Below are 19,807 nucleotides of genomic sequence, written 5' to 3'. Positions count from 1 at the left end.
ACAGGTCAAGATCCGGGCATCACCGCGAGTAGATGCCGGCGCAGACCGTCCAACTCGACGTAGAGACCGGGGTCCAGCAGTTCGTCGCCGTCCCGATCGTAGGTCACATCGGAAAGCAGTTCGGTGAGTTGACGGCGACCGCCGCGCAGGTCGGTCCACGGGAGGCGGACCCGGCCCTGGGCCGGCTGCTCGGACAGGTTGACGACGACGAGATGGCGACCGGAATCGGTCGTCCAGGACCAGGCGATCAGGTTCTCGTGGGACGGGTTGTCGGGCCAGCCGGTGCAGTCCAGCAACTGCCACTCCCCTCCCGTGCGCATGCCGGAGGCGCCCACCGCGGTGAGCAACTGGTGGTAAAAGGCCAGGAGTTCCTTGTCGACGGGCTCTTCCGGCCGACGGGAGAGGAAGACCGGCGGACGGACCCGGCGCCCCTCGAACTGCCCCTCGTGCCAGAGGGTCGCGCCGGGCAGCGTCGCGATCGTGACCGCAGCCGCCCGTTCCCGCTCGGGTGTCAGGGTGGCGGCGGCCCGGGGTTCGTCGTGGTTCTCCAGGAAGCGGACCAGGCCGCGCTGGTAGCCGAGGTCGGCCCGCAGATGCCCGCGCACCGAGTCCGCGCCCTCGTGCAGCAGCCGGTCGTAGAGCCGCTTGTCGTAGCAGTGGTCGAACCCCTGCTGCTGGAGGGCCCATTCGAGGTCCCAGTAGGCCTCGGCGACGAAGAGGAGGTCGGGGTGTCGTTCGCGGACCTTCGGGACGACGTACGGCCAGAAGTCCTCGGCCGGTGCCGTGCCCGCGCGTTCGCCCCAGGTCTTCGCGAAGACGTCGGTCATCAGCAGCATGGCCATGTCGCAGCGCACGCCGTCCGCCTGGTCGCCGATCGAGGCCACGGTGTCGACGGCCGCCGTCCGCAACTCCTCGCTGAACGCGTTGAGTTGGACGACGTCGGGCCAGGGCGCGAAGTAGGGGTCGCGGCCCCGCGCGAACACCTTGCCGCCGCTCTCAAGGAAGGCGCCGGGGTCGTGGGCCAGGTCGTCCGGGGTGCCCTGGACCAGGCAGCCGGGGCGTTCGGTCAGCCAGGGGTGGTCGGGGGCCACGTGGTTGGGGACGTAGTCGAGGATCAACCGGACGCCACGCGCGGCCAGTTGGGCGCGGGCCTCCGCCAGTCCCGCCGGGCCGCCCAGGGACGCGTCCACGACGTAGTTCCGGACGCAGTACGGCGATCCGGCCACGTCCTGCGGGCGGAGGTCGGGCAGGGCCGCCCGGAAAGAGGCCTGCAACGACTCGTCGCGCAGGGCGATCTCCAGTCCGGCCGGGCTGCGTTCCCACACGCCCATCAGCCAGACGGCGTCGACGCCGGCGAGGGCGACCTCGTCCCAGGCGGGCGCGGGCACCTCGCCGAGGGTGACGGGGCGGCCGTAGCGGGTGCTCAACTCCCCCAGCCAGATGAGGGTGTTGATCTCGTAGATCACCGGGTGCTCGGGCCAGGGGGTCATGACAGCGGCTCCTCTCGGTCGCCGGTCGGGCGCAGACTCTCGCGGCCCCGGGCCGACCACTCGCCGTCGCCCAGGGTGTGGAAGAGGGTGGCGGTGACGGCGGACAGGCCGGTCCAGCCGGTCTGGTGGGAGGCGCCGAGGCCGGCGCCGTTGTCGCCGTGGAAGTACTCGTAGAAGAGGATCAGGTCCTTCCAGTGCGGGTCCTTGGCGAACTTGGCCTGGGCGCCGTGCACCGGCCGGTGGCCGTCCTCGTCGCTGAGGAAGGTGGCGGTGAGCCGGTCGGCGATCTCGCGGGCGACCTCGTAGAGGGTGAGGTGACGGCCCGAGCCGGTCGGGCACTCCACGGTGAAGTCGCTGCCGTGGAAGGCGTGCAGGTTCAACAGGGCGCGGATCAAGAGCAAGTTGACCGGGAACCACACCGGGCCTCGCCAGTTGGAGTTGCCGCCGAACATCCCGGAGTCGGACTCGGCCGGCAGATAGCCCACTCCGTAGGTCTCCCCGTGCACGTCGAAGGTGTACGGGTGCTCGGCGTGATAGCGGGAGAGGGAGCGGATGCCGTGCGGGCCGAGGAACTCGTCCTCGTCGAGCATCCGGGACAGGACGCGCCGCAGCCGGTCCTCGCCGAACAGGGCGAAGAGGTAACGGCCGTCGGCGTTCGGACCCATGGCCTCGTGCGAGGAGATGGTGGCCTCCACGGCCGGGTGGCGTTCGATGAACTCCAGTGCTCCGGCGACGAGTTCGGGGAAGCGCTGGTCCGCCCAGCCGCCGACCAGGCTGGTGGCCGCGAGGGGGATCAGGCCGACGAGCGAGCGCACCTTGAGCCGGGTCGCCGTGCCGTCGGGCAGCCGCAGCACGTCGTAGAAGAAGCCGTCCTCCTCGTCCCAGAGGCTCGCGTTGTCGGCGCCGATGCGGTTCATGGCGACGGCGATCCACGCGAAGTGCTCGAACAGGGACTGCGCCTGCTCGACGTAGACGGGGTGGTCGACCGCCAACTCTATGGCGATCTCAAGGAGGTTCTGGCAGTACAGCGCCATCCACGCGGTGCCGTCCGCCTGGTCGAGGTGGCCGCCGGTGGGGAGCGGGGCGCTGCGGTCGAAGACGCCGATGTTGTCGAGGCCGAGGAAGCCGCCCTGGAAGACGTTGTTGCCGTCGGTGTCCTTGCGGTTGAGCCACCAGCTGAAGTTCTTCATCAGCTTCTGGAAGGCGTTCTCCAGGAAGGCGCGGTCGCCCTTGCCGGTGCGGTGCTTCTCCAGCTCGTAGAGGAACAGGGTGGCCCAGGCGTGGACGGGCGGGTTGACGTCCCCGAAGTTCCATTCGTACGCCGGGATCTGGCCGTTGGGGTGGAGGTAGAGGCGGCGCAGCAGCAGGTCCAACTGGCCCTTGGCGAAGGTGAGATCGACCATCGACAGGGCAACGGTGTGGAAGGCGAGGTCCCAGGCGGCGAACCACGGGTACTCCCAGGTGTCCGGCATCGACATGATCTCGTCGTTGACCATGTGGTACCAGTTGCTGTTCCGCACCCGGGGGTCGGAGGCGAGCGGGTCGACGCCGTGCTCGGTCAGCCACCGCTCGACGTCGAGGTAGTAGTACTGCTTGCTCCAGAGCATCCCGGCCAACGCCTGCCGCACCAGCCGCCGTTCGTCGGCGCCCGCGTCGGCCGGGGTGCAGGCGTCGTAGAACTCGTCTGCTTCGGCTCGCCGTTGGGTGATGACCGTGTCGAAGTCGGCGGTCCAGTCGGCCAGTTCGGCGGCGGTGAGGCGCAGACGGACGGTCGCGCTCTGTCCGGCCGGGATGGTGAGTACGTGGTGGACGGCGGCCTTGGTGCCGGTCCGGTCCGGGTTGACCGCTCCGGTCTCGCCCTGGACGACGTACCGGTCGATGCCGTCCTTGACGTACGGGGAGGTGTTCGGACTGCCGAAGATCTTCTCGTTGTTGGTGTCGTTCTCGGTGAACAAGGTCTGCGCCTCCGCGTCGCAGTACAGCCGGCGCGGGCCCAAGTCCTCGTGGTCGGCGCGGAGTTGTCCGCCGGATTCCTGGTGGATGGACGGGACGGCGGTCCCACCCGCCCAGGACCAGGTGTGCCGGAACCACAGGGTCGGGAGCAGGTGCAACGGGGCTTCGTCGGGGCCGCGATTGTGGGCGGTGATCTCGATCAGCAGGTCCTCGGGGCCCGCCTTGGCGTACTCGACGAACACGTCGAAGTAGCGGTCCTCGTCGAAGATGCCGGTGTCGAGAAGTTCGTACTCGAAGTCGCCGCGTCCGCGTGCCGAGTTGGTGGCCTTGAGGTCCTCGTACGGGTACTCCGCCTGCGGGTATTTGTAGAGGTACTTCATGTACGAGTGCGTGGGCGTGCTGTCGAGATAGAAGTAGTACTCCTTGACGTCCTCGCCGTGGTTTCCCTCGGAGTTGGTGAGGCCGAACATCCGCTCCTTGAGGATCGGGTCGCGACCGTTCCACAGGGCGAGCGCGAAGCACAGCCGCTGTTTGTCGTCGCTGACGCCGGCGATGCCGTCCTCGCCCCAGCGGTAGGCGCGGGAGCGGGCCTGGTCGTGGGTGAAGTAGGACCAGGCGTCGCCGCTGTGGCTGTAGTCCTCCCGTACGGTCCCCCACTGGCGCTCGCTCAGATAGGGGCCCCAACGGCGCCACGGCACCCCGGAGTCGTCGGCCTCGGCCAGCCGCCGCCGTTCGGCATCCGGTGCGTCACCGTTCGTCGCCATCATGTGTCCTCCTCGTGGCCCGGCACATTCCCTCAGACTCAGGCGTCTTGGACTCGACCGCAACGGCTTGCCCGGATGGCCATCCGGTGGTCGCGTCCCGTTCGATCACCGGGCCGGGGCGGGAGCCGCGACGCGAGTCCATGAGAACCACCGTCACGGCGAGCAGCAACGCCGTTCCCGCCGCCGCCGGCGCCACCAGAAAGGCACCGGCGGCGCCGTGCCGGTCGGCCAGGTAGCCGGCCAGCGCCTGCCCGGTCGCGGTGCCCAGCGGGCCGCCCGCGCACAGGATCGTCAGGGCGACGGTCGCCCGGTCCGCGGGCGCGAGGCGTTCGGTGAGCGCGTACAGACTGATCAGGTACGGCGCCACGGTCACACCGGCGACGGCCATCGCGGCGGGAACGGCGTGCAGTCCGTACCCGGCGACGAGGGTGAGGGTGCCCAGCAGCAGGGTCGCCGCGAAGGTCACGTACCGGCGGAGCAGCGTGAAGCGGGCGGGGAGCCAGGCGCAGGCGGCCCCCGCCAGGGCGCTCCCGATGCCGAAGAGGGCGTAGAGGAGTCCCGCACTGCCGGGGTGTCCGCTGTCGTCGGCGTAGGCGGTGACGCCGGTCTGTACGGCGCCGAAGACGGTGCCCATCGCGGCCATGGCGAGGAACATGACCGCAAGTGGCAGGCGCGGCAAGGGGGTTCGCGAGGTGCCCGATGCCGGGCGGTGTGTGATTCCGCCGGGGGCGAGGGAGAGCGCGAAGGGCAGGGTGGCCAGGAGGAGCAGGGCGATGGCTGCCAGGGTCGGTGCTGTCGGGCCGAGGGAGGTGAGCAGTCCGACGATCGCCGGGCCCGCGACGAAGCTGATCTCGTCGGCGGTCGCCTCGTAGGAGAGGGCGGTGGGGACGAGGTCGGGCCGCTCGCGCGCGTGGAGCAGGCGCGACCAGTGGACGCGGACCAGGGAGCCGACCGGCGGTTGGGTGAGCCCGGCCAGGGCAGCCGCGGCGATCATGCCCGGGCGGCCGGTGTGGCTCGCCACGACGAGGCCGGTCAGGGCACCGGCGTTGGCGAGTGCGCTCACCGCCCCGACGAGACGGTGGCCGTGCCGGTCGGCCAGTGCTCCGGCGACCGGGGAGCCGAGCGCGTTGGCGACGCCCTGGGCAGCCGCGGTGAGACCGGCGAAGGCGTAACTGCCGGAGGCGGCCCGGACCAGGATGAGTGTCGCGAGCGACGAGGTCGCGTAGGGAAGGCGGGCGAGGAACCCGAGCGGGAAGAATGCCGCGCCGGGAACGTGGAGAAGGGATCGGTACGCCATCGGCGTCTCCCGTGAGCACGTCGGAGGGACGCGCTACCCAGCCACCGACGCGTTGACGATCCCGCTTCTGCCGCGCAGCCTAGCGAGCCGACTGCCCTGCCACCAGAGCGACTTCGCCACTCACGGCCGTCGCGCAGCGCCTTGAGTACGGATATGGCGTTCTCATTTCACGAGAGGTAGCCTCTCATCCGATCGTCACGTCTCGCCGGGGAGGCCGTCATGGCAGGCACGATGCAGGGCAAGGTCGCGGTGATCAGCGGCGGTTCGACCGGCGTGGGGAGGGCCGTCGGGGCGCAGCTCGCCGAGAACGGGGCGCAGGTGGTGCTGCTCGCCCGGCGCGCCGACCGGCTGGAGACGGCCGCGCGGGAGATGGCGGGCTCGGTGCTGACGGTCCCGACCGACGTCAGCAGCGGCGACAGTGTGCGGGCGGCGTTCGCTCAGGTCGAGGAGCGGTTCGGGCGGGTGGACATCCTGGTGAACAGCGCGGGCGTGGCCCGTATCCGTGCCATCGAGGAGACCGCCGACGAGGACATCCACGCCTGTGTCGGCACCAACCTGCTGGGCCCGATCCACACGATCCGCTCGGCCGTACCCCTGCTGCGGGCGGCCGGGGGCGGCGACATCCTGAACATCTCCTCCGAGATCACCCTCGACCACATGCCGCTGATGGCCATGTACGCGGCGAGCAAGCACGGCCTGAACGGCTTCACCGCCGCGATGCACAAGGAGCTGCGCGGCGACGGCATCCGGGTCGCCCTGGTGATCCTGGGCTCGATCTCGGACAGCGCCTTCGTCGAGAACTTTCCCGGCGAGGACCGGCAGCGCGCCGCGCCGGTGTGGGAGGCGGACGGCTATCTGACCAGGGTGGGTGCCATGAAGCCGCTCCCCTCGGCGACCGTCGCCCGGGTCATGGTCCAGCTGCTCGCCACCCCGCCCGAGGTCGTGCAGGACGTGGTGCACATCCGCCCGGCCGGCTGAGACCTCCGATCGCGGCCACGACCCTCCGGTCGGAACCAAGGCCCTCCGTTCCGGACCATGCGGCAGCCTTGGACTCCCCATAAGTCGGCCTTATGAGGTCATAGATCGGACCCGCGTACCGAGTTAGGCATGCCTTAGCTTAGGCTTCCCGTCGAGTCGCCTGTCACCGTTCGAAGGGAACCTGATCATGCCGCGCCCCCTGCGGGTAGCCATCGTCGGAGCCGGTCCCGCCGGGATCTACGCCGCCGACGCCCTGCTCAAGTCCGAGGTGGCCGCCGAACCCGGTGTGTCCATCGACCTCTTCGAGCGGATGCCCGCGCCCTTCGGCCTGATCCGGTACGGCGTCGCCCCCGACCACCCGCGCATCAAGGGCATCATCACCGCCCTGCACCAGGTCCTGGACAAGCCGCAGATCCGTCTCTTCGGCAACGTCGACTACCCGACCGACATCAGCCTCGACGACCTGCGCTCCTTCTACGACGCGGTGGTCTTCTCCACCGGCGCCACCGCCGACCGCGAGATGTCCATACCGGGCATCGAGCTGGACGGTTCCTACGGCGCCGCCGACTTCGTCTCCTGGTACGACGGCCACCCGGACGTCCCGCGCACCTGGCCGCTGGAGGCCGAGAAGGTCGCCGTCCTCGGTGTCGGCAACGTGGCCCTCGACGTGGCCCGCGTTCTCGCCAAGACCGGCGACGAGCTGCTGCCGACCGAGATCCCGCCGAACGTCCACGAGGGCCTCAAGGCCAACAAGGCGCTCGAAGTCCACGTCTTCGGCCGCCGCGGCCCGGCGCAGGCGAAGTTCTCCCCGATGGAGCTGCGCGAGCTGGACCACTCCCCCACCATCGAGGTCATCGTCGACCCCGAGGACATCGACTACGACGAGGGCTCGATCGCCACCCGTCGTGGCAACAAGCAGGCCGACATGGTCGCCAAGACCCTGGAGAACTGGGCGATCCGCGATGTCGGCGACCGCCCGCACAAGCTGTTCCTGCACTTCTTCGAGTCGCCGTCCGAGATCCTCGGCGAGGACGGCAAGGTCGTCGGCCTGCGCACCGAGCGCACCGCTCTCGACGGCACCGGCAACGTCAAGGGCACCGGCGAGTTCAAGGACTGGGACGTCACCGCGGTCTACCGCGCGGTCGGCTACCTCTCCGACAAGCTCCCCAAGCTGCCCTGGGACATCGACTCGGGCACGGTCCCGGACGAGGGCGGCCGGGTCATCCAGGAGACCGGCGAGCACCTCCAGTCGACGTACGTGACGGGCTGGATCCGGCGCGGCCCGGTCGGTCTGATCGGTCACACCAAGGGCGATGCCAACGAGACGGTCGCGAACCTGCTGGACGACCACGCCAACGGCCGTCTGCACACGCCTGTTTCGCCCGACCCGGAGGCCGTGGAGGCGTTCCTCGCCGAGCGGAACGTCCGCTTCACCACGTGGGACGGCTGGTACAAGCTGGACGCCGCCGAGAAGGCGCTGGGCGAGCCGCAGGGCCGTGAGCGCGTGAAGATCGTCGAGCGTGAGGACATGCTCCGGGCGAGCGGCGCGTAAGCCTCGACGAGTTGAAGTGCGAGGGGCCCGGCGGCCGTACCGCCGGGCCCCTCGCGCACGTCAGCGCACGGCCCTCCCGTACCGGGCGAACACGGTGTGCCCCGGCTTCTCCACCTCCAGGCACTCCAGGTGCGCGGGCGGACCCTCCGGGGCGAAGAGCCGCTCGCCGGCGCCGACGACGGTGGGGAAGGTGATGAGCCGGTACTCGTCGACCAGATCCTCCGCCATCAGCGTGTGGACGACGCTCAGGCTGCCCATGACGATCACCTCCCGCTCCTCACGTTTCACGGCGTCGACGAGCTCGCCGTCGAGGACGGTCGAGTTCGCCCACGCCGAGGCATCGGTCAGGGTGCGGGAGGCGACCAGTTTCGACGCGGCGTTCATGCGGTCGGCGAACCGGTCGTCGCGGCCCGGCCACAGCCGCGCGAACGCCTCCCACGTGCCGCGGCCGAGCAGCAGCACCCCGTCGCCCAGGGTGTCGGCCAGCCGGAACCTGTCGCCCTCGATCTCCTCGCGGCCGTAGCGGAAGAGCCAGCCTCCGTAAGGGGTGCCGTCGGACCCGTCGGGGTCGGAGACCACCCCGTCCAGGGTGGTGAACTGAATGACGGTGACGCTCATGATCCATTGTCCTTTCGGTCGATGCTCACCGGTACGTACCGGCGGCAGCGGCCGAACTCATCGCGGCGGGAGCGGTCGATCCGAGGAAATCCGCCGGGGCAGGTCGAAGGACGCCAGGACCTGCGGCTCGGTGAACACCACGTTGCGGGTGACACGGCCGGAGACGACCGTGAACACCTGGACGCTGTGCAGCCACCGGCCTCCGTCGGGGTCCCTCGCGTACGCGGCGAGCGCGGGCTGCGAGTTGGCCGTGATCGGCGTCAACGCCCAGTCCGTACCCCGGAGTTCGAAGACGCGGCGCATGAACGCGCCGTAGTGCCCGGTGCCCAGGAACCAGAGCGGGACCGGCGGCATCTCCAGGACGACCTCGTCGGCCAGGAGCCGTACGAGGGCGGGGACGTCGGCCGCCTCGAAGGCCCGCAGGTAGCGGTCGATCACCTCGCGCGCCTCCCGGTCGTCCGGTTCGGCGACCGTGTGGCCGTCGCCGATGTCCGTGAGGGCGGCGCGGGCCCGCTGGAGGGTGCTGTTGACGGCCGGGACGGTGGTGTCGAGCTGGTCGGCGACCTCGGCGGCGCTGAACTGGAGCACCTCACGGAGTACGAGCACGGCCCGCTGGCGCGCCGGGAGCCGTTGCAGGGCCACGACCAGCGCGAGCCGCATGTCGGTGCGCGCCTCCATGTCGTAGCGCGCGTCCGGGAAGGGCTGGAGCCAGGGGATGTCGGTGGCCGGGGTGAGCGGGGTCCAGGGGTCCTCGCCCGGTGCGCCGAGGCCGGACGGGAGGGGGCGGCGGGCCCGGCCTTCGAGGGCGGTCAGGCAGACGTTGGTGGCGATGCGGTACAGCCAGGTCCGGACGGACGCACGGCTCGCGTCGTAGCGCTCGCGGGCCTTCCACGCGCGCAGCATCGTCTCCTGCACCAGGTCCTCGGCCTCGTGGAACGAGCCCAGCATGCGGTAGCAGTACGCCACCAACTCGCCCCGGTACGGCTCGAAGTCCACCCGCCCATCATGGCCTACGGGGCTGTTAACGTCCTCCGGTGTTCTCCCTCCTCGAACCCCCGTTCTTCTCGCGGCTGCGCGACGCGCGCCGGATCCTCGTCGCCGGGGCCGGCGGCGGCTTCGACGTCTACGCCGGGCTGCCCCTCGCCCTCGCGCTGCGCTCGGCCGGCAAGGAGGTGCACCTCGCCAACCTGTCCTTCGCCGATCTCTACGGCCTCGACCAGGACGTGTGGGTGGAACCGGACGTCGCGGCGGTACGCCCCGGCACGGAGGCCCGGGGGGACTACTTCCCCGAGCGTTCCCTCTCACGGTGGCTCGAGCTGCAGGGCATGCCGTCCACGGTGTACGCCTTCCCCCTGACCGGCGTGCAGCCGCTGCGGGCCGCGTACCGCGCGCTGATCGACCACCTCGGAGGTGTCGACGCCGTCGTGCTGGTCGACGGCGGGACCGACATCCTGATGCGCGGCGACGAACACGGCCTCGGCACACCGGAGGAGGACATGGTCAGCCTCGCCGCGGTGGACGGTCTCGACGAGGTGCCGGTGCGGCTGGTGGCGTGCCTCGGCTTCGGCATCGACGCGTACCACGGGGTCAACCACGCGCTGGTGCTGGAGAATCTGGCCGCCCTGGAGCGCGAGGGTGCCTACCTCGGCGCGTTCTCCCTCCCGCGCGAGAGCCGCGAGGGGCAGCTGTACCTCGACGCGGTGGCCCACGCCCAGGAGTCCACGCCGGACCACCCGAGCATCGTCAACGGTTCCGTCGCCGCCGCCGTACGCGGGGACTTCGGCGACGTCCGCTTCACCGAACGCACGCGCGGCAGCGAGCTGTTCATCAATCCGCTGATGTCCCTGTACTTCTGTGTGGACGCTCCAGGCCTCGCGCGCCGCAACCTCTACCTCGACCGGCTGGGGCGAACCGCGTTGATACGGCAGGTCAGTTCCCGCATCGAGGAGTTCCGCGAGGAACTGCCCAGGCAGCGGCCACCGCGCGCCTATCCCCACTGACCCGCCCGCCCCGGCGTGGTCAACTCGCCGGTGACAGCGCCTGTTCGGCCCAGATGGTCTTGCCGGTCGCGGTGTGCCGGGTGCCCCAGTCGGCGGTGAGCTGGGCGACCAGGAGCAGGCCCCGGCCGCCCTCGTCGTAGATCCGCGCCCGGCGCAGATGGGGCGAGGTGGAGTTGCCGTCGGAGACCTCGCAGATGAGCGTACGGTCGAGGATCAGGCGGAGTTGGATCGGCTCGGCGCCGTAGCGGATCGCGTTGGTCACGAGTTCGCTGACGACGAGTTCGGTGACGAAGGCCTCCTCCGTCAGCCCCCAGGCGTCGAGCTGGGCGGTGGCGAGCCTGCGGGCCTCGGAGACGCCCTCGAAGTCGGCGGCCAGGTCCCAGACTTGGACGTGGTCGGCGTCAAGTGCCTTGGTGCGGGCGAGCACCAGGGCCACGTCGTCGCCCGGGTGCTTCGGCAGCAGCGCGGAGAGCACCTGGTCGCAGCGGTCCTCCAGGGTGGACCGCGATCCGGCCAGGGCCTGTCGCAGCCGGGAGATGCCGAGGTCCGGGTCCAGGTCGGCGGCCTCCACCAGACCGTCCGTGTACAGGGCGACGAGCGTGCCTTCGGGCAGTCGGAGTTCGGTGGTCTCGAAGGGCAGGCCGCCCACGCCCAGGACCGGGCCGACGCCGATGTCGACCATCTGCGTGGTGCCGTCCGGCAGGACGAGGACGGGCGGCGGATGACCGGCGCTGGCGGCGCTCAGCATCCGCGACACCGGGTCGTAGACGGCGTACAGACAGGTCGCCCCGGTGCCGCCGACGCCCGCGCGCCCGCCGTTCTCGTCGTCGCCGCCTAGCCGCAGGACCAGGTCGTCGAGGTGGGCCAGGAGTTCGTCGGGCGGCAGGTCGACGTCGGCGAGCGTCTGGACCGCGGTACGCAGCCGTCCCATGGTCGCGGAGGCCTGGATGCCGTGGCCGACCACGTCACCGACCACCAGGCCCACCCGCGCGCCGGAGAGCGGGATGATGTCGAACCAGTCGCCGCCGACACCGGCCCGCGAGTCGGTGGGCAGATAGCGGCAGGCGACGTCGACCGCCGACTGCGGGGACGTCCCGCGCGGCAGCAGACTCTCCTGGAGAGTGAGCGCCGTGCTGCGCTCCCGGGTGTAGCGGCGGGCGTTGTCGACGCACAGCGCCGCCCGGCCGGCGATCTCCCGCGCCAGCGCGAAGTCGTCCTGGGTGAACGCGTCGGGCCGGGTGCGCAGCAGGACGGCGACGCCCAGCGTGGTGCCGCGCGCGATAAGCGGCACCGCCAGCAGTGAGGTGACGACGAAGCCCCGCATCTTCGCGGCCCGCGCCGGGACGCCCGCGATCCACCGGTCGAAGTCCGGGTCGCCGCTCCCGCTGAGCACCGGACGGCCGGTGTGCAGGGCGCGGGCGGGCGGCGAGAACGGCGGGTAGGCGTCGCTCGCGCCCAGGCCGATCACGGCCTCCGGGGTCCCCTTCTCGGTGGACAGATGCGCGGCCCGGCGGAGCACGACGTCCGCGTCCGGGCCGCCGCCCTCGGGTTCCTCGCCGTGCATCACCGCCTCCAGCAGGTCCACGCTCGCGAAGTCGGCGAACCGGGGGACAACCAGTTCGGCGAGTTCCCGCGCTGTGCGGTCGAGGTCGAGGGTCGTGCCGACGGAGACGGCGGCCTCGTCGAGCACCGCGAGCCGCTGCCGGGCCCAGTGCTGCTCGCTGCTGTCGAATCCCGCCATGCCTACGGCGCACACCTCGCCCCGGTCGTCCCGGACCGGCCACAGCTCCAGGTTCCAGGCGTGCTCGCGGATTCCGGACGGGGCGCGGGTGTAGCTCTCGTAGTGCGCCGGTTTGCCCGTGGCCGCCACGTCGCGCAGTGCCTGGAGGGTGCCCAGCTGGTCGACGTCCGCCGGCAGGCCGTAGGGGAAGGCGTGGCCGCGCAGGGCCTCCTCGCCGAGCCCCATGACCTCGCAGGCCACCGCGTTGAGCCGCAGATACCGCTGCTCGGCGTCGAACACCGACATCGAGAACGACGCCTGCCGGAACGCGCGCTCGATCAGCGCGCGCTCGTCGTCGTCCCCGCGGGCGGGATCCATGGGATCAGTGTGCTCCCGCACCCGGACGCCAACAACCGGGCGCCGGAGCGGCCGTCCGGGGTTTGCGGGATCGAACGAATACTTGGGGTCCGTAAATGCTGTGAAGTGCCCCACGACGGGTAGTTCTTAACTCAGCGCCTCTTCCGCGTGAACACCTCCACTCAAAGGAACTGTGGTCTTGGCTCTCGCGTACCCTGACGCCCCGTCAGCCCGTCGACCCGGGCGTACCTGGACTATTCGCATCACAGGTCACCGTGACCGCACCGCCTCGGTCAGCTGCTCCTCCGGGTGCGGCATGCCCGCCAGGTCGCGTGACCTCCCGGCCCTGCGGCGCTTCGCCGAAGCCCATGCGGCGGCCCATGTCAGAGCGGCGACCGTACGCCCCGACGCGGCCTGCGGCTGCCGTCGGCAGCGGTGCGCGGCGCACGAGGGGACCCGGGTCGACTGCTCGGGCTCGGTGCTGCTGGTGCTGCGGCACGATCCGGCGGTCGGTCAGGTGTGGACCCTGTCCGAGGTCTGCGCGGCCTGTGCCTCGCTGATGACGCACACCCGGGTCGTCGGCAGGCCCGCGCCGCGCACCCGGCCGCCCCGCCAGGAGACGGTCGTACCCCTGCAGGCGCCGCCCCCGGCGAGCTCGCGTTCGGTGCCGGCCGGATTCAGCGCGCCGCCGGCCGAGGCGGGTGTGCCGTCCCGGCCGGAGCGCCGGCGAAGGTGAGGTACGCGGGAGTACACGGAAGGGACCCACCCCGAGCGGATGGTGGGCGGGTCCCGTCCGCGCCACCATTCTGCGGACCGGGCCATGTCAAAGGCACGTGTGAAACCCCGCCGCCCGGAGTGGACCGATCACACCCCGCGCGTATGCTCACGCGGGATCGCAGGAATTCCGGGCATACGAGACTCCACGACCCCCGCTTGACCCGCCAAGATCTCCGACGCCCATACTGGTGGGTCAGCCCCGCCCCCGCCCGCAGATTGGCCTATGTCGAACTCCTCCACAGCTCCGCCCACGATCCCCCACACGGTGTGGCTGGCTCGCGGCCGCCACGTCGGGTCCGAGGACGCGGCGAATGTCGTACGGCGACAGTTGCAGCGACTCAAGGACCGCGAGGTCATCGACGACCATCTGGAACCGGACGAGGACCAGGGCCATGATCCGCGGGAGCTGGTCTTCGAGGCCCGCTGGCGGGTCGAGGGGACGGTGACCGTGCGGGCGCGGCTCACACTGCCGGCGCCGCCGGAGCCGGGCTCGCCCTCTGCCCCGGTTTCGACCGACGGGCAGGAATGGATCCTGGTCGCGGAGGCCGAGCGGCCATGGAACCCCCACTGGCCCTCCCCCGCGACCGTCTTCTGGCCCGAGGACGCGGACTCAGGCTGGGACCACGCGCCGGTCCCCGGTCTGCGCTTCCGGGAGGTCAATCCGCTGCCGTCCGACGAGAAGGACCTGCGGCGGCTGTTCCGGAGTTGCGCGCAGGACGGCTGGAGCGTGCACGTCGTCGTGCACGAGGCGATGACCCCGGACGCGCGCGGCCGGCTCCCCCTGGCCCCGCAGCTGCCGGCGAGCCTGCGGCACTGCGTGGTGGAGCACCGGGCCACACCCGACCAACTACGGTCCGTCAACTGGGCGTTGCTGCGCGAGTTCGACTTCCAGGTGCCGCGCGGCGGCGCCGTCGTGCTGCCCACCAACCCGGCCGCCCCCGGCTACGACGTGCGCGACTTCTCCGTCCGCAGCGTCTTCCTCGACGGCTCCGAGCCCACCGAACTCGTGGACGTGCTCTGCCGCTACGCCGCCTCCGCGCGCCCCCTGCCGGAGGGCGGCGCGGAAGCCGTCACCGCGCTGCGCGAGCAGTGGAGCCTGATGACGCTGGAGGAGGAACTGGCCCGGGAGCGCAGGCTCGTGGCCATGTACGCCGAGGCGCTCGAAGCGATGACGAAGTCCCGGGATCTGTACCGGGAGGCGGCCGACCGCGCGAACGAGGCGCTGGCCGCGCTGCGCGAGTCCGGTGGCGCCGTTGTGCCGGGCGAGCCTCTCTCGTCTTCCGGGTCCCCGTTCCAGCGGACCTTCGGCCGCTTGCGGGACGCGACGAAGGCACTGCGCCCGGCGCCCCCCGCCGAGAGAGACCCTGTACCGCCGGCGGCCGACGGGGACCGCGTCGAGCCGTCGCGGGACGACGGCGGGTCAGCTGAAGAGCGGTAGCCGGTCGGCGTCCGCACGGAGGGAACGTCGTTCGTCCCCGGTGAGGGGTGCGCGGCCCGTGGCGGCGCGCGCGTAGTGCTCGTCCGTCCAGTCCAGGGGGACGGGGCGGCCCAGCAGTCCGTCCAGGGTGGTGCGCACAATGGCCAGTCCGTTCGCTGACGGACCGGGCGCGCCGGGCAGCTCGCGGACGAGGTCGAGGTGGTGGATGCTCGCCTCGACCGCGAGGGTGGCCATCAGGTCGGCGGCACTCAGGACATGGCCCTGGGTCGACACCAGGAGGTCCGGGTCCGTCGCCGCGGCGGCCGTCACCGTGGCCGTCGCGGTCCCCAGGTACAGCGCGCGCAGCTGCCGGAAGTCGAGAAACATGCTCGCCCCGACCCTGCTCCAGCGCCGCCCGTTGGCCGCGCCGACCGGGTCGGGCCGCCAGTCCTGCCAGTAGGTGACGGCATCGCGGTCGGTCGGCCCCGGGGCGGGGGTGTGCAGAGCGACCAGAGCGCGCTGGGCGTCCGCGAGGCAGTGGAAGACCAGATCGCGCACGGCCCAGCCGGTACAGGCGGTCGGCAGCCAGGACTCCTCGTCCCCGAGCGGCGCGACGACGGACGCCAACGCCTCGTAGGAATCGCGCAGCACCCGGACCGGGCGACTCCCGTGACGCGCGTGGCTTCCGGGAACCTCAGTCATGCGACCAGCCTACGCAGCACAGCGTCGGCGGTGAAAATGGACCACCAATGGTGATCACCGCCCACGCGCCCCGCCGTCCCTCGGCCTAGCTTGGCGGTATGCCGATGCAACCCTGGTTCCGCGATGCCAAGTTGGGCATCTTCGTCCACTACGGGATCTACGCCGTCGATGGTGTGCCGGAGTCCTGGTCGTTCTACACGGGCCAGGTTCCGCACGAGCAATACATGCGCCAGCTGGACGGGTTCACCGCGGCGCGCTACGAACCACGGGACTGGGCAAGGCTGTTCGCACGTGCCGGTGCCCGGTACGCGGTACTGACCGCCCGGCACCACGACGGTGTGGCCCTCTGGGACTCGGCCCACGGTGACCTGGACGTGGTCCGCCGCACCCCGGCCGGCCGCGATCTGATCGGGCCCTATGCCGACGCGCTGCGCGAGGAGGGTCTCAAGGTCGGGCTCTACTACTCCCACTCCGACTGGAACCACCCGGACTACGCCAGTGCGGTGCACCCGAACCCGCCGGACGAGGAGATCCGCGCCAACCCGTACGCGTCCGCGCGGCCCGGCGAGGAGGATCCGGCCGCCTGGGCGCGGTACCTCGCCTACCGCGACGGCCAGGTCGGCGAGTTGGTGGACCGCTTCCGGCCCGACCTGCTGTGGTTCGACGGCGAGTGGGAGCGGGCCGAAGAGCAGTGGGGCATGCGGGAGTTGGCGGAGCTGATCCTCGCCGGGAAGCCCGACACCGTCCTCAACGCCCGCATGCTGAGCCACGGCGACTACGCGACGCCCGAGCAGGGGGTGCCGCTGCAAGCCCCGGACGGGCCTTGGGAGTTGTGCCTGACGGTCAACGACTCATGGGGTTTCCAGCACGGGGACCACCATCACAAGTCGGTGCGGCAGCTGGTGCGTTACTTCACGGAGACCATCGGGATGGGCGGCAATCTGCTGCTCGACGTGGGCCCGAAGGAGGACGGGACGATCCCGCCCGAGCAGGTGGAGCGCCTTGAGGGTCTCGGCGCGTGGATCGCCCGCCACTCCGACGCGGTCCACGGCACGGTGGCCGGCCTGCCCGCCGGGCACCACTACGGTCCGAGCACCCTGTCCGCCGACCGCCGCACGCTGTACCTGGTGTGCTTCGACCCACCGCGCGAGTCGGTCTCGTTGCGCGGCCTCCGTACGCCCGTGAAGCGGGTCACGGTCCTCGGCACCGGCGCCGGACTCGGCCACGACGTGATCGGCGGACTCGGCGAGGTTCCGGGCGTGACGTGGATCGACGCCCCGCGGGCCGCCGATGTGGACGAGCTGGCGACGGTCCTGGCGGTGGAGCTGGACGGGGAGTTGGAGCTCTACCGGGGTACGGGCCGGGACTGATCTGCGCGGCGCTGATCCCGCGCCGAGCTGCGCTGCTCCGGCTCGGACCGGGCTCCGCGACGCCGGTCTGGGCCGAGCCGCACGACACCGCCCCGGGCTGAACTGCATCGGCCGGAGGCGACCCACCCGATGAGGGCCGGGGCCGACCCGCACAGTGCCGGCCCGGGCCGACCCGTACGGCAGCGGCCCCGATTCACCCGGTCCCTGCGCGCACCGCCCTCGGCGAAGCCCCCAGTTCGCGTCGGCACGCCTTGTTGAAGGCCTGTAGGTCTCCGATGCCGACGGCCGCCGCGATCGCGGGGACGGACAGCGTGGACTCCCGCAGCAGGTGGCGTGCGTGTTCCAGGCGGCGGTGCCGGATGTAGGCGACGACCGTGCTGCCGAGTTCGGCGCGGAACAGGCGGATGAGGTGGTTGTGCGAGACGCCGGCCGCGCGCGCCACCTCGGGCACCGTCAGCGGTGCCGCGAGGTGCGCCTCGATGTGAGCGACGGCGAGGGCGAGCGCGGGGTGGGGCCCGGCGGCGTCGCCGGCGGCCGGGGTCGCGAGGTCGGCCACCCGCCACAGCACGGTCCACAACTCGGCGGCCGCACGGGCGGAGTTGCGCGGTGCCGCCGCGACGGCCCGCAGCATCAGGTCGGTGAGCACCGGCGTCTGCGTGCCGGCGTCCTGCATCACGGGAACGGTCAACCGCTCACCTGCGGAAGGGAGTTCCAGGTGGGCGAAGAGGTGCTCGGAGCGGCCCCGGTAGTGGAAGCGCACCAGCGCGCCGGGCGGCACCAGGCTCACATGGCCGGGCCTGATCCCGTACGGCACCCCGTCGACGGTCAACTCCGCCTCGTACCGGTAGAGATGGAGCTGCCAGAGGTCGGGCAGCCGGAACACGTCACGCGGGCTCACCGTGCCGTGCACACCGACGCCGAGGCTCGCGACGCGCGGTGGGGCGTCGAGGCAGATCTGTACGTGGGTTCCCGTTCCCGTCCCGCTGGTCGCGCTCACGGTGAAAACGTACCAGTGCCCGACACGGTGTCGGTGGCTGTCAAGACTCTTCCGGGCGTTCGGGTGTGATGTTCCCCTCTTCGGCAATACCGGGGCCTCAACCGGGCATCCGGATAGGGCACATGTCGTGCGGCCGGACCGGAAAAGGGGAGCCCGTGGATTCGACCACAACCGTGATCGTCGTCGCCGTGGTGCTCGCGGTGGCGCTGCTCGCCGTGGCCGTCGGAGTGCTGGTGCGGCTCGTCCGCATGCGGCGCGGACTGCGGCGCGCAGGGCTTCCGACCGGCCCCAAATGGGTTTTCTGGGGTGCCGTCCTCTACTTCGTACTGCCGACCGACCTGATGCCCGATCCCGTGTACTTGGACGACATCGCCGTACTTCTCCTCGCCCTGCGCTCGATGCGCAAGTCCCTCGGCGAGCAGGAGGAGGGGCGGCCGGGCGACCTCGGCTGAACCCGGCGAGCGTCTTACCTTCCTTACTATGACTACGCAGAGTAAGGAAACCATTCACTCGTTCGATTCGTATAAGTCTCTGGAAGCAGACGGAAGTCAGCGGGCCAAGCGACCTCGCAGGGTGGCCACCGCTTGCACGAGGCAGTACCGACGAGGGAGAGACGATGCAACCGTTCGCGCTCAACTACGCTCGCCCGGCAGCACAGTTGGAGCTCACCACTCCGTACAGCTACGACTCCGGACTGCAGTTGAACGTGCTCGCCGACGGACGGGTCGCCGCCCATGATCTCGCTCTGCTGAGAGAACTGGGGACCACGACGTCCACCGCGGGATCGAAGACTCACTTCGACGACTGAACACGGAACGACGAAAATGACCGTGTTGGTCCTTACCTGCGAAGAGGACGTCACCGCGGACCTGGTGATGGTGCATCTGCACGCGGCCGGCGTCCCCGTGGTCCGGATCGATCCCGCCGACCTCACCGGCGGGGTCGCGCTCTCCGGCGAGTACGTCCACGGAGCCTTCCGCGGCCATCTCGCGGCCGGCGGACGGCTGGTGAGCGTGAGCGGACTGCGTTCCATCTGGGTGCGCAGACCGGGCGCCCCGGCGAACCGCGCACCGCAGCCCTCCGCGTGGCTCACCGAGGAGGCCTCACAGGCGCTCTACGGCATGCTGCGCGGCTCCGGCGCCCGCTGGATGAACCACCCCGACGCGGCGCGCCGCGCCCGGCACAAGCCCTGGCAGCTGCGACTGGCCCAGCGCAGCGGACTGCCGGTGCCCGCCACACTCATCACCACGTTCCCGCAGGCCGCCCGCGAGTTCTCGCGGCGCTTCCCGGACCTGGTGGTCAAGCCGGTCTCCGGTGCCCACCCGCAGGATCCGCCCCGGGCGGTGCCGACCAGCCGGGTCGCTCCGGACACCGACTTCGCCGCCGTGGCCTTCGGCCCCACGCTGCTGCAACGCCGGATCGCCAAGCGCGCCGACATCCGGCTCACCGTGGTGGGCGACCGGATGCTGGCCGCCCGGATGGCGACCGCCCCGGACGCGGACCCCGCCGAGGTCGACGTCCGCTTCGCCGCACCCGCCCAGCCGTGGCACCCCGCCGAGGTCCCGCCGCGTATCGCCGAGGCTGTCCGGACGTATCTGCGCGAGGCCGAACTGGCCTACGGCGCCTTCGACTTCGCCGAGGACGGGGACGGGACCTGGTGGTTCCTGGAGTGCAACCAGTCGGGCCAGTTCGGCTTCGTCGAGGCGGACACCGGCCAGCCGATCGCCCGCACCATCGCGGAGTGGCTCGCCCTGCCCGCCGCCCCGGAGCGGGAAGGCCTGGTCAACGGGTCGGACAGCACGGTCGCTTGAGGTA

The 19,807-nt window shown here is 71.2% G+C and carries 17 protein-coding genes; 9 read left to right on the top strand and 8 right to left on the bottom strand.

What is annotated here, in order from left to right; genetic code table 11:
* Positions 1–5: 5 nt before the first annotated feature.
* Genes SSP08S_RS23595 through SSP08S_RS55725 form a run of 3 tightly spaced genes read right to left on the bottom strand, consistent with a single transcriptional unit; the run spans position 6 to position 5,504 of the window.
* Entirely contained in the window at positions 6–1,490 is a 1,485-nt protein-coding gene (locus tag SSP08S_RS23595; RefSeq protein WP_019070107.1) for an alpha-amylase family protein, read from the bottom strand.
* Positions 1,487–4,207 carry an MGH1-like glycoside hydrolase domain-containing protein gene (locus SSP08S_RS23590; RefSeq protein WP_019070106.1) on the bottom strand — a complete coding sequence of 907 codons (2,721 nt, stop codon included), beginning with the start codon at positions 4,205–4,207 and terminating at the stop codon, positions 1,487–1,489. Before SSP08S_RS23590 ends, SSP08S_RS23595 begins: the two co-directional genes overlap by 4 nt.
* Entirely contained in the window at positions 4,191–5,504 is a 1,314-nt protein-coding gene (locus SSP08S_RS55725) for an MFS transporter (protein ID WP_019070105.1), read from the bottom strand. The genes SSP08S_RS23590 and SSP08S_RS55725 overlap by 17 nt, the downstream gene beginning before the upstream one ends.
* Positions 5,505–5,723: 219 nt before the next feature.
* On the opposite strand from SSP08S_RS55725, the gene SSP08S_RS23580 reads away from it, so the two are divergent.
* Both SSP08S_RS23580 and SSP08S_RS23575 read left to right on the top strand, forming a co-directional pair.
* On the top strand, positions 5,724–6,482 hold the full coding sequence (locus SSP08S_RS23580; protein ID WP_019070104.1) for an SDR family oxidoreductase: 759 nt from the start codon (positions 5,724–5,726) through the stop codon (positions 6,480–6,482).
* 187 nt (positions 6,483–6,669) lie between these two features.
* Positions 6,670–8,034: an FAD-dependent oxidoreductase gene (locus SSP08S_RS23575; RefSeq protein WP_019070103.1), complete on the top strand. Its 1,365-nt coding sequence runs from the start codon at positions 6,670–6,672 to the stop codon at positions 8,032–8,034.
* Between the two features lie 60 nt (positions 8,035–8,094).
* Here SSP08S_RS23575 and SSP08S_RS23570 read toward each other — a convergent pair whose 3' ends face one another.
* A complete protein-coding gene (locus SSP08S_RS23570; RefSeq protein ID WP_019070102.1) occupies positions 8,095–8,652 on the bottom strand; it encodes a dihydrofolate reductase family protein in 558 nt (185 codons plus the stop codon).
* A gap of 57 nt (positions 8,653–8,709) precedes the next feature.
* Positions 8,710–9,648 carry a sigma-70 family RNA polymerase sigma factor gene (locus SSP08S_RS23565; protein ID WP_019070101.1) on the bottom strand — a complete coding sequence of 313 codons (939 nt, stop codon included), beginning with the start codon at positions 9,646–9,648 and terminating at the stop codon, positions 8,710–8,712.
* A 38-nt stretch (positions 9,649–9,686) separates the two neighbouring features.
* Here SSP08S_RS23565 and SSP08S_RS23560 point away from each other — a divergent pair, with 38 nt between their 5' ends.
* A complete protein-coding gene (locus tag SSP08S_RS23560) occupies positions 9,687–10,652 on the top strand; it encodes a DUF1152 domain-containing protein (protein ID WP_019070100.1) in 966 nt (321 codons plus the stop codon).
* A gap of 19 nt (positions 10,653–10,671) precedes the next feature.
* Here the strand turns inward: SSP08S_RS23560 and SSP08S_RS23555 are convergent, their stop codons facing one another.
* Entirely contained in the window at positions 10,672–12,750 is a 2,079-nt protein-coding gene (locus tag SSP08S_RS23555; RefSeq protein ID WP_019070099.1) for an ATP-binding SpoIIE family protein phosphatase, read from the bottom strand.
* 295 nt (positions 12,751–13,045) lie between these two features.
* On the opposite strand from SSP08S_RS23555, the gene SSP08S_RS55720 reads away from it, so the two are divergent.
* Positions 13,046–13,465: a hypothetical protein gene (locus SSP08S_RS55720; RefSeq protein WP_019070098.1), complete on the top strand. Its 420-nt coding sequence runs from the start codon at positions 13,046–13,048 to the stop codon at positions 13,463–13,465.
* Between the two features lie 264 nt (positions 13,466–13,729).
* Positions 13,730–14,944, top strand: a complete 1,215-nt coding sequence (locus SSP08S_RS23545) for a hypothetical protein (RefSeq protein ID WP_051105963.1) — start codon at positions 13,730–13,732, stop codon at positions 14,942–14,944.
* Here the strand turns inward: SSP08S_RS23545 and SSP08S_RS23540 are convergent.
* Positions 14,927–15,625, bottom strand: coding sequence for a maleylpyruvate isomerase N-terminal domain-containing protein (locus SSP08S_RS23540; protein ID WP_051105962.1), 699 nt, complete (start codon positions 15,623–15,625; stop codon positions 14,927–14,929). The genes SSP08S_RS23545 and SSP08S_RS23540 overlap by 18 nt on opposite strands.
* Positions 15,626–15,723: 98 nt before the next feature.
* Here SSP08S_RS23540 and SSP08S_RS23535 point away from each other — a divergent pair, with 98 nt between their 5' ends.
* Positions 15,724–16,995 (top strand): alpha-L-fucosidase, encoded by a 1,272-nt coding sequence (locus SSP08S_RS23535; protein WP_026178763.1) that lies wholly within the window; start codon positions 15,724–15,726, stop codon positions 16,993–16,995.
* Positions 16,996–17,188: 193 nt separating this feature from the next.
* Here the strand turns inward: SSP08S_RS23535 and SSP08S_RS23530 are convergent, their stop codons facing one another.
* Complete coding sequence (locus SSP08S_RS23530) at positions 17,189–17,992, bottom strand: helix-turn-helix domain-containing protein (protein ID WP_019070094.1); 804 nt, start codon at positions 17,990–17,992, stop codon at positions 17,189–17,191.
* A gap of 155 nt (positions 17,993–18,147) precedes the next feature.
* Here SSP08S_RS23530 and SSP08S_RS23525 point away from each other — a divergent pair, with 155 nt between their 5' ends.
* The 3 genes from SSP08S_RS23525 (at position 18,148) to tgmB (ending at position 19,803) form a co-directional block, all read left to right on the top strand.
* Complete coding sequence (locus tag SSP08S_RS23525) at positions 18,148–18,444, top strand: YkvA family protein (protein WP_019070093.1); 297 nt, start codon at positions 18,148–18,150, stop codon at positions 18,442–18,444.
* Between the two features lie 164 nt (positions 18,445–18,608).
* Entirely contained in the window at positions 18,609–18,800 is a 192-nt protein-coding gene (gene tgmA / locus SSP08S_RS23520; RefSeq protein ID WP_019070092.1) for a putative ATP-grasp-modified RiPP, read from the top strand.
* Between the two features lie 16 nt (positions 18,801–18,816).
* Positions 18,817–19,803, top strand: coding sequence for an ATP-grasp ribosomal peptide maturase (tgmB, locus tag SSP08S_RS23515; RefSeq protein WP_019070091.1), 987 nt, complete (start codon positions 18,817–18,819; stop codon positions 19,801–19,803).
* Positions 19,804–19,807: the final 4 nt, after the last annotated feature.

Origin of the sequence: Streptomyces hokutonensis (assembly GCF_000376565.1) — a bacterium.
In the GTDB taxonomy this organism is placed as follows: domain Bacteria; phylum Actinomycetota; class Actinomycetes; order Streptomycetales; family Streptomycetaceae; genus Streptomyces; species Streptomyces hokutonensis.
Note: the sequence above shows the minus strand (reverse complement) of the source record. Positions and strands in the feature narration are given on the sequence as shown.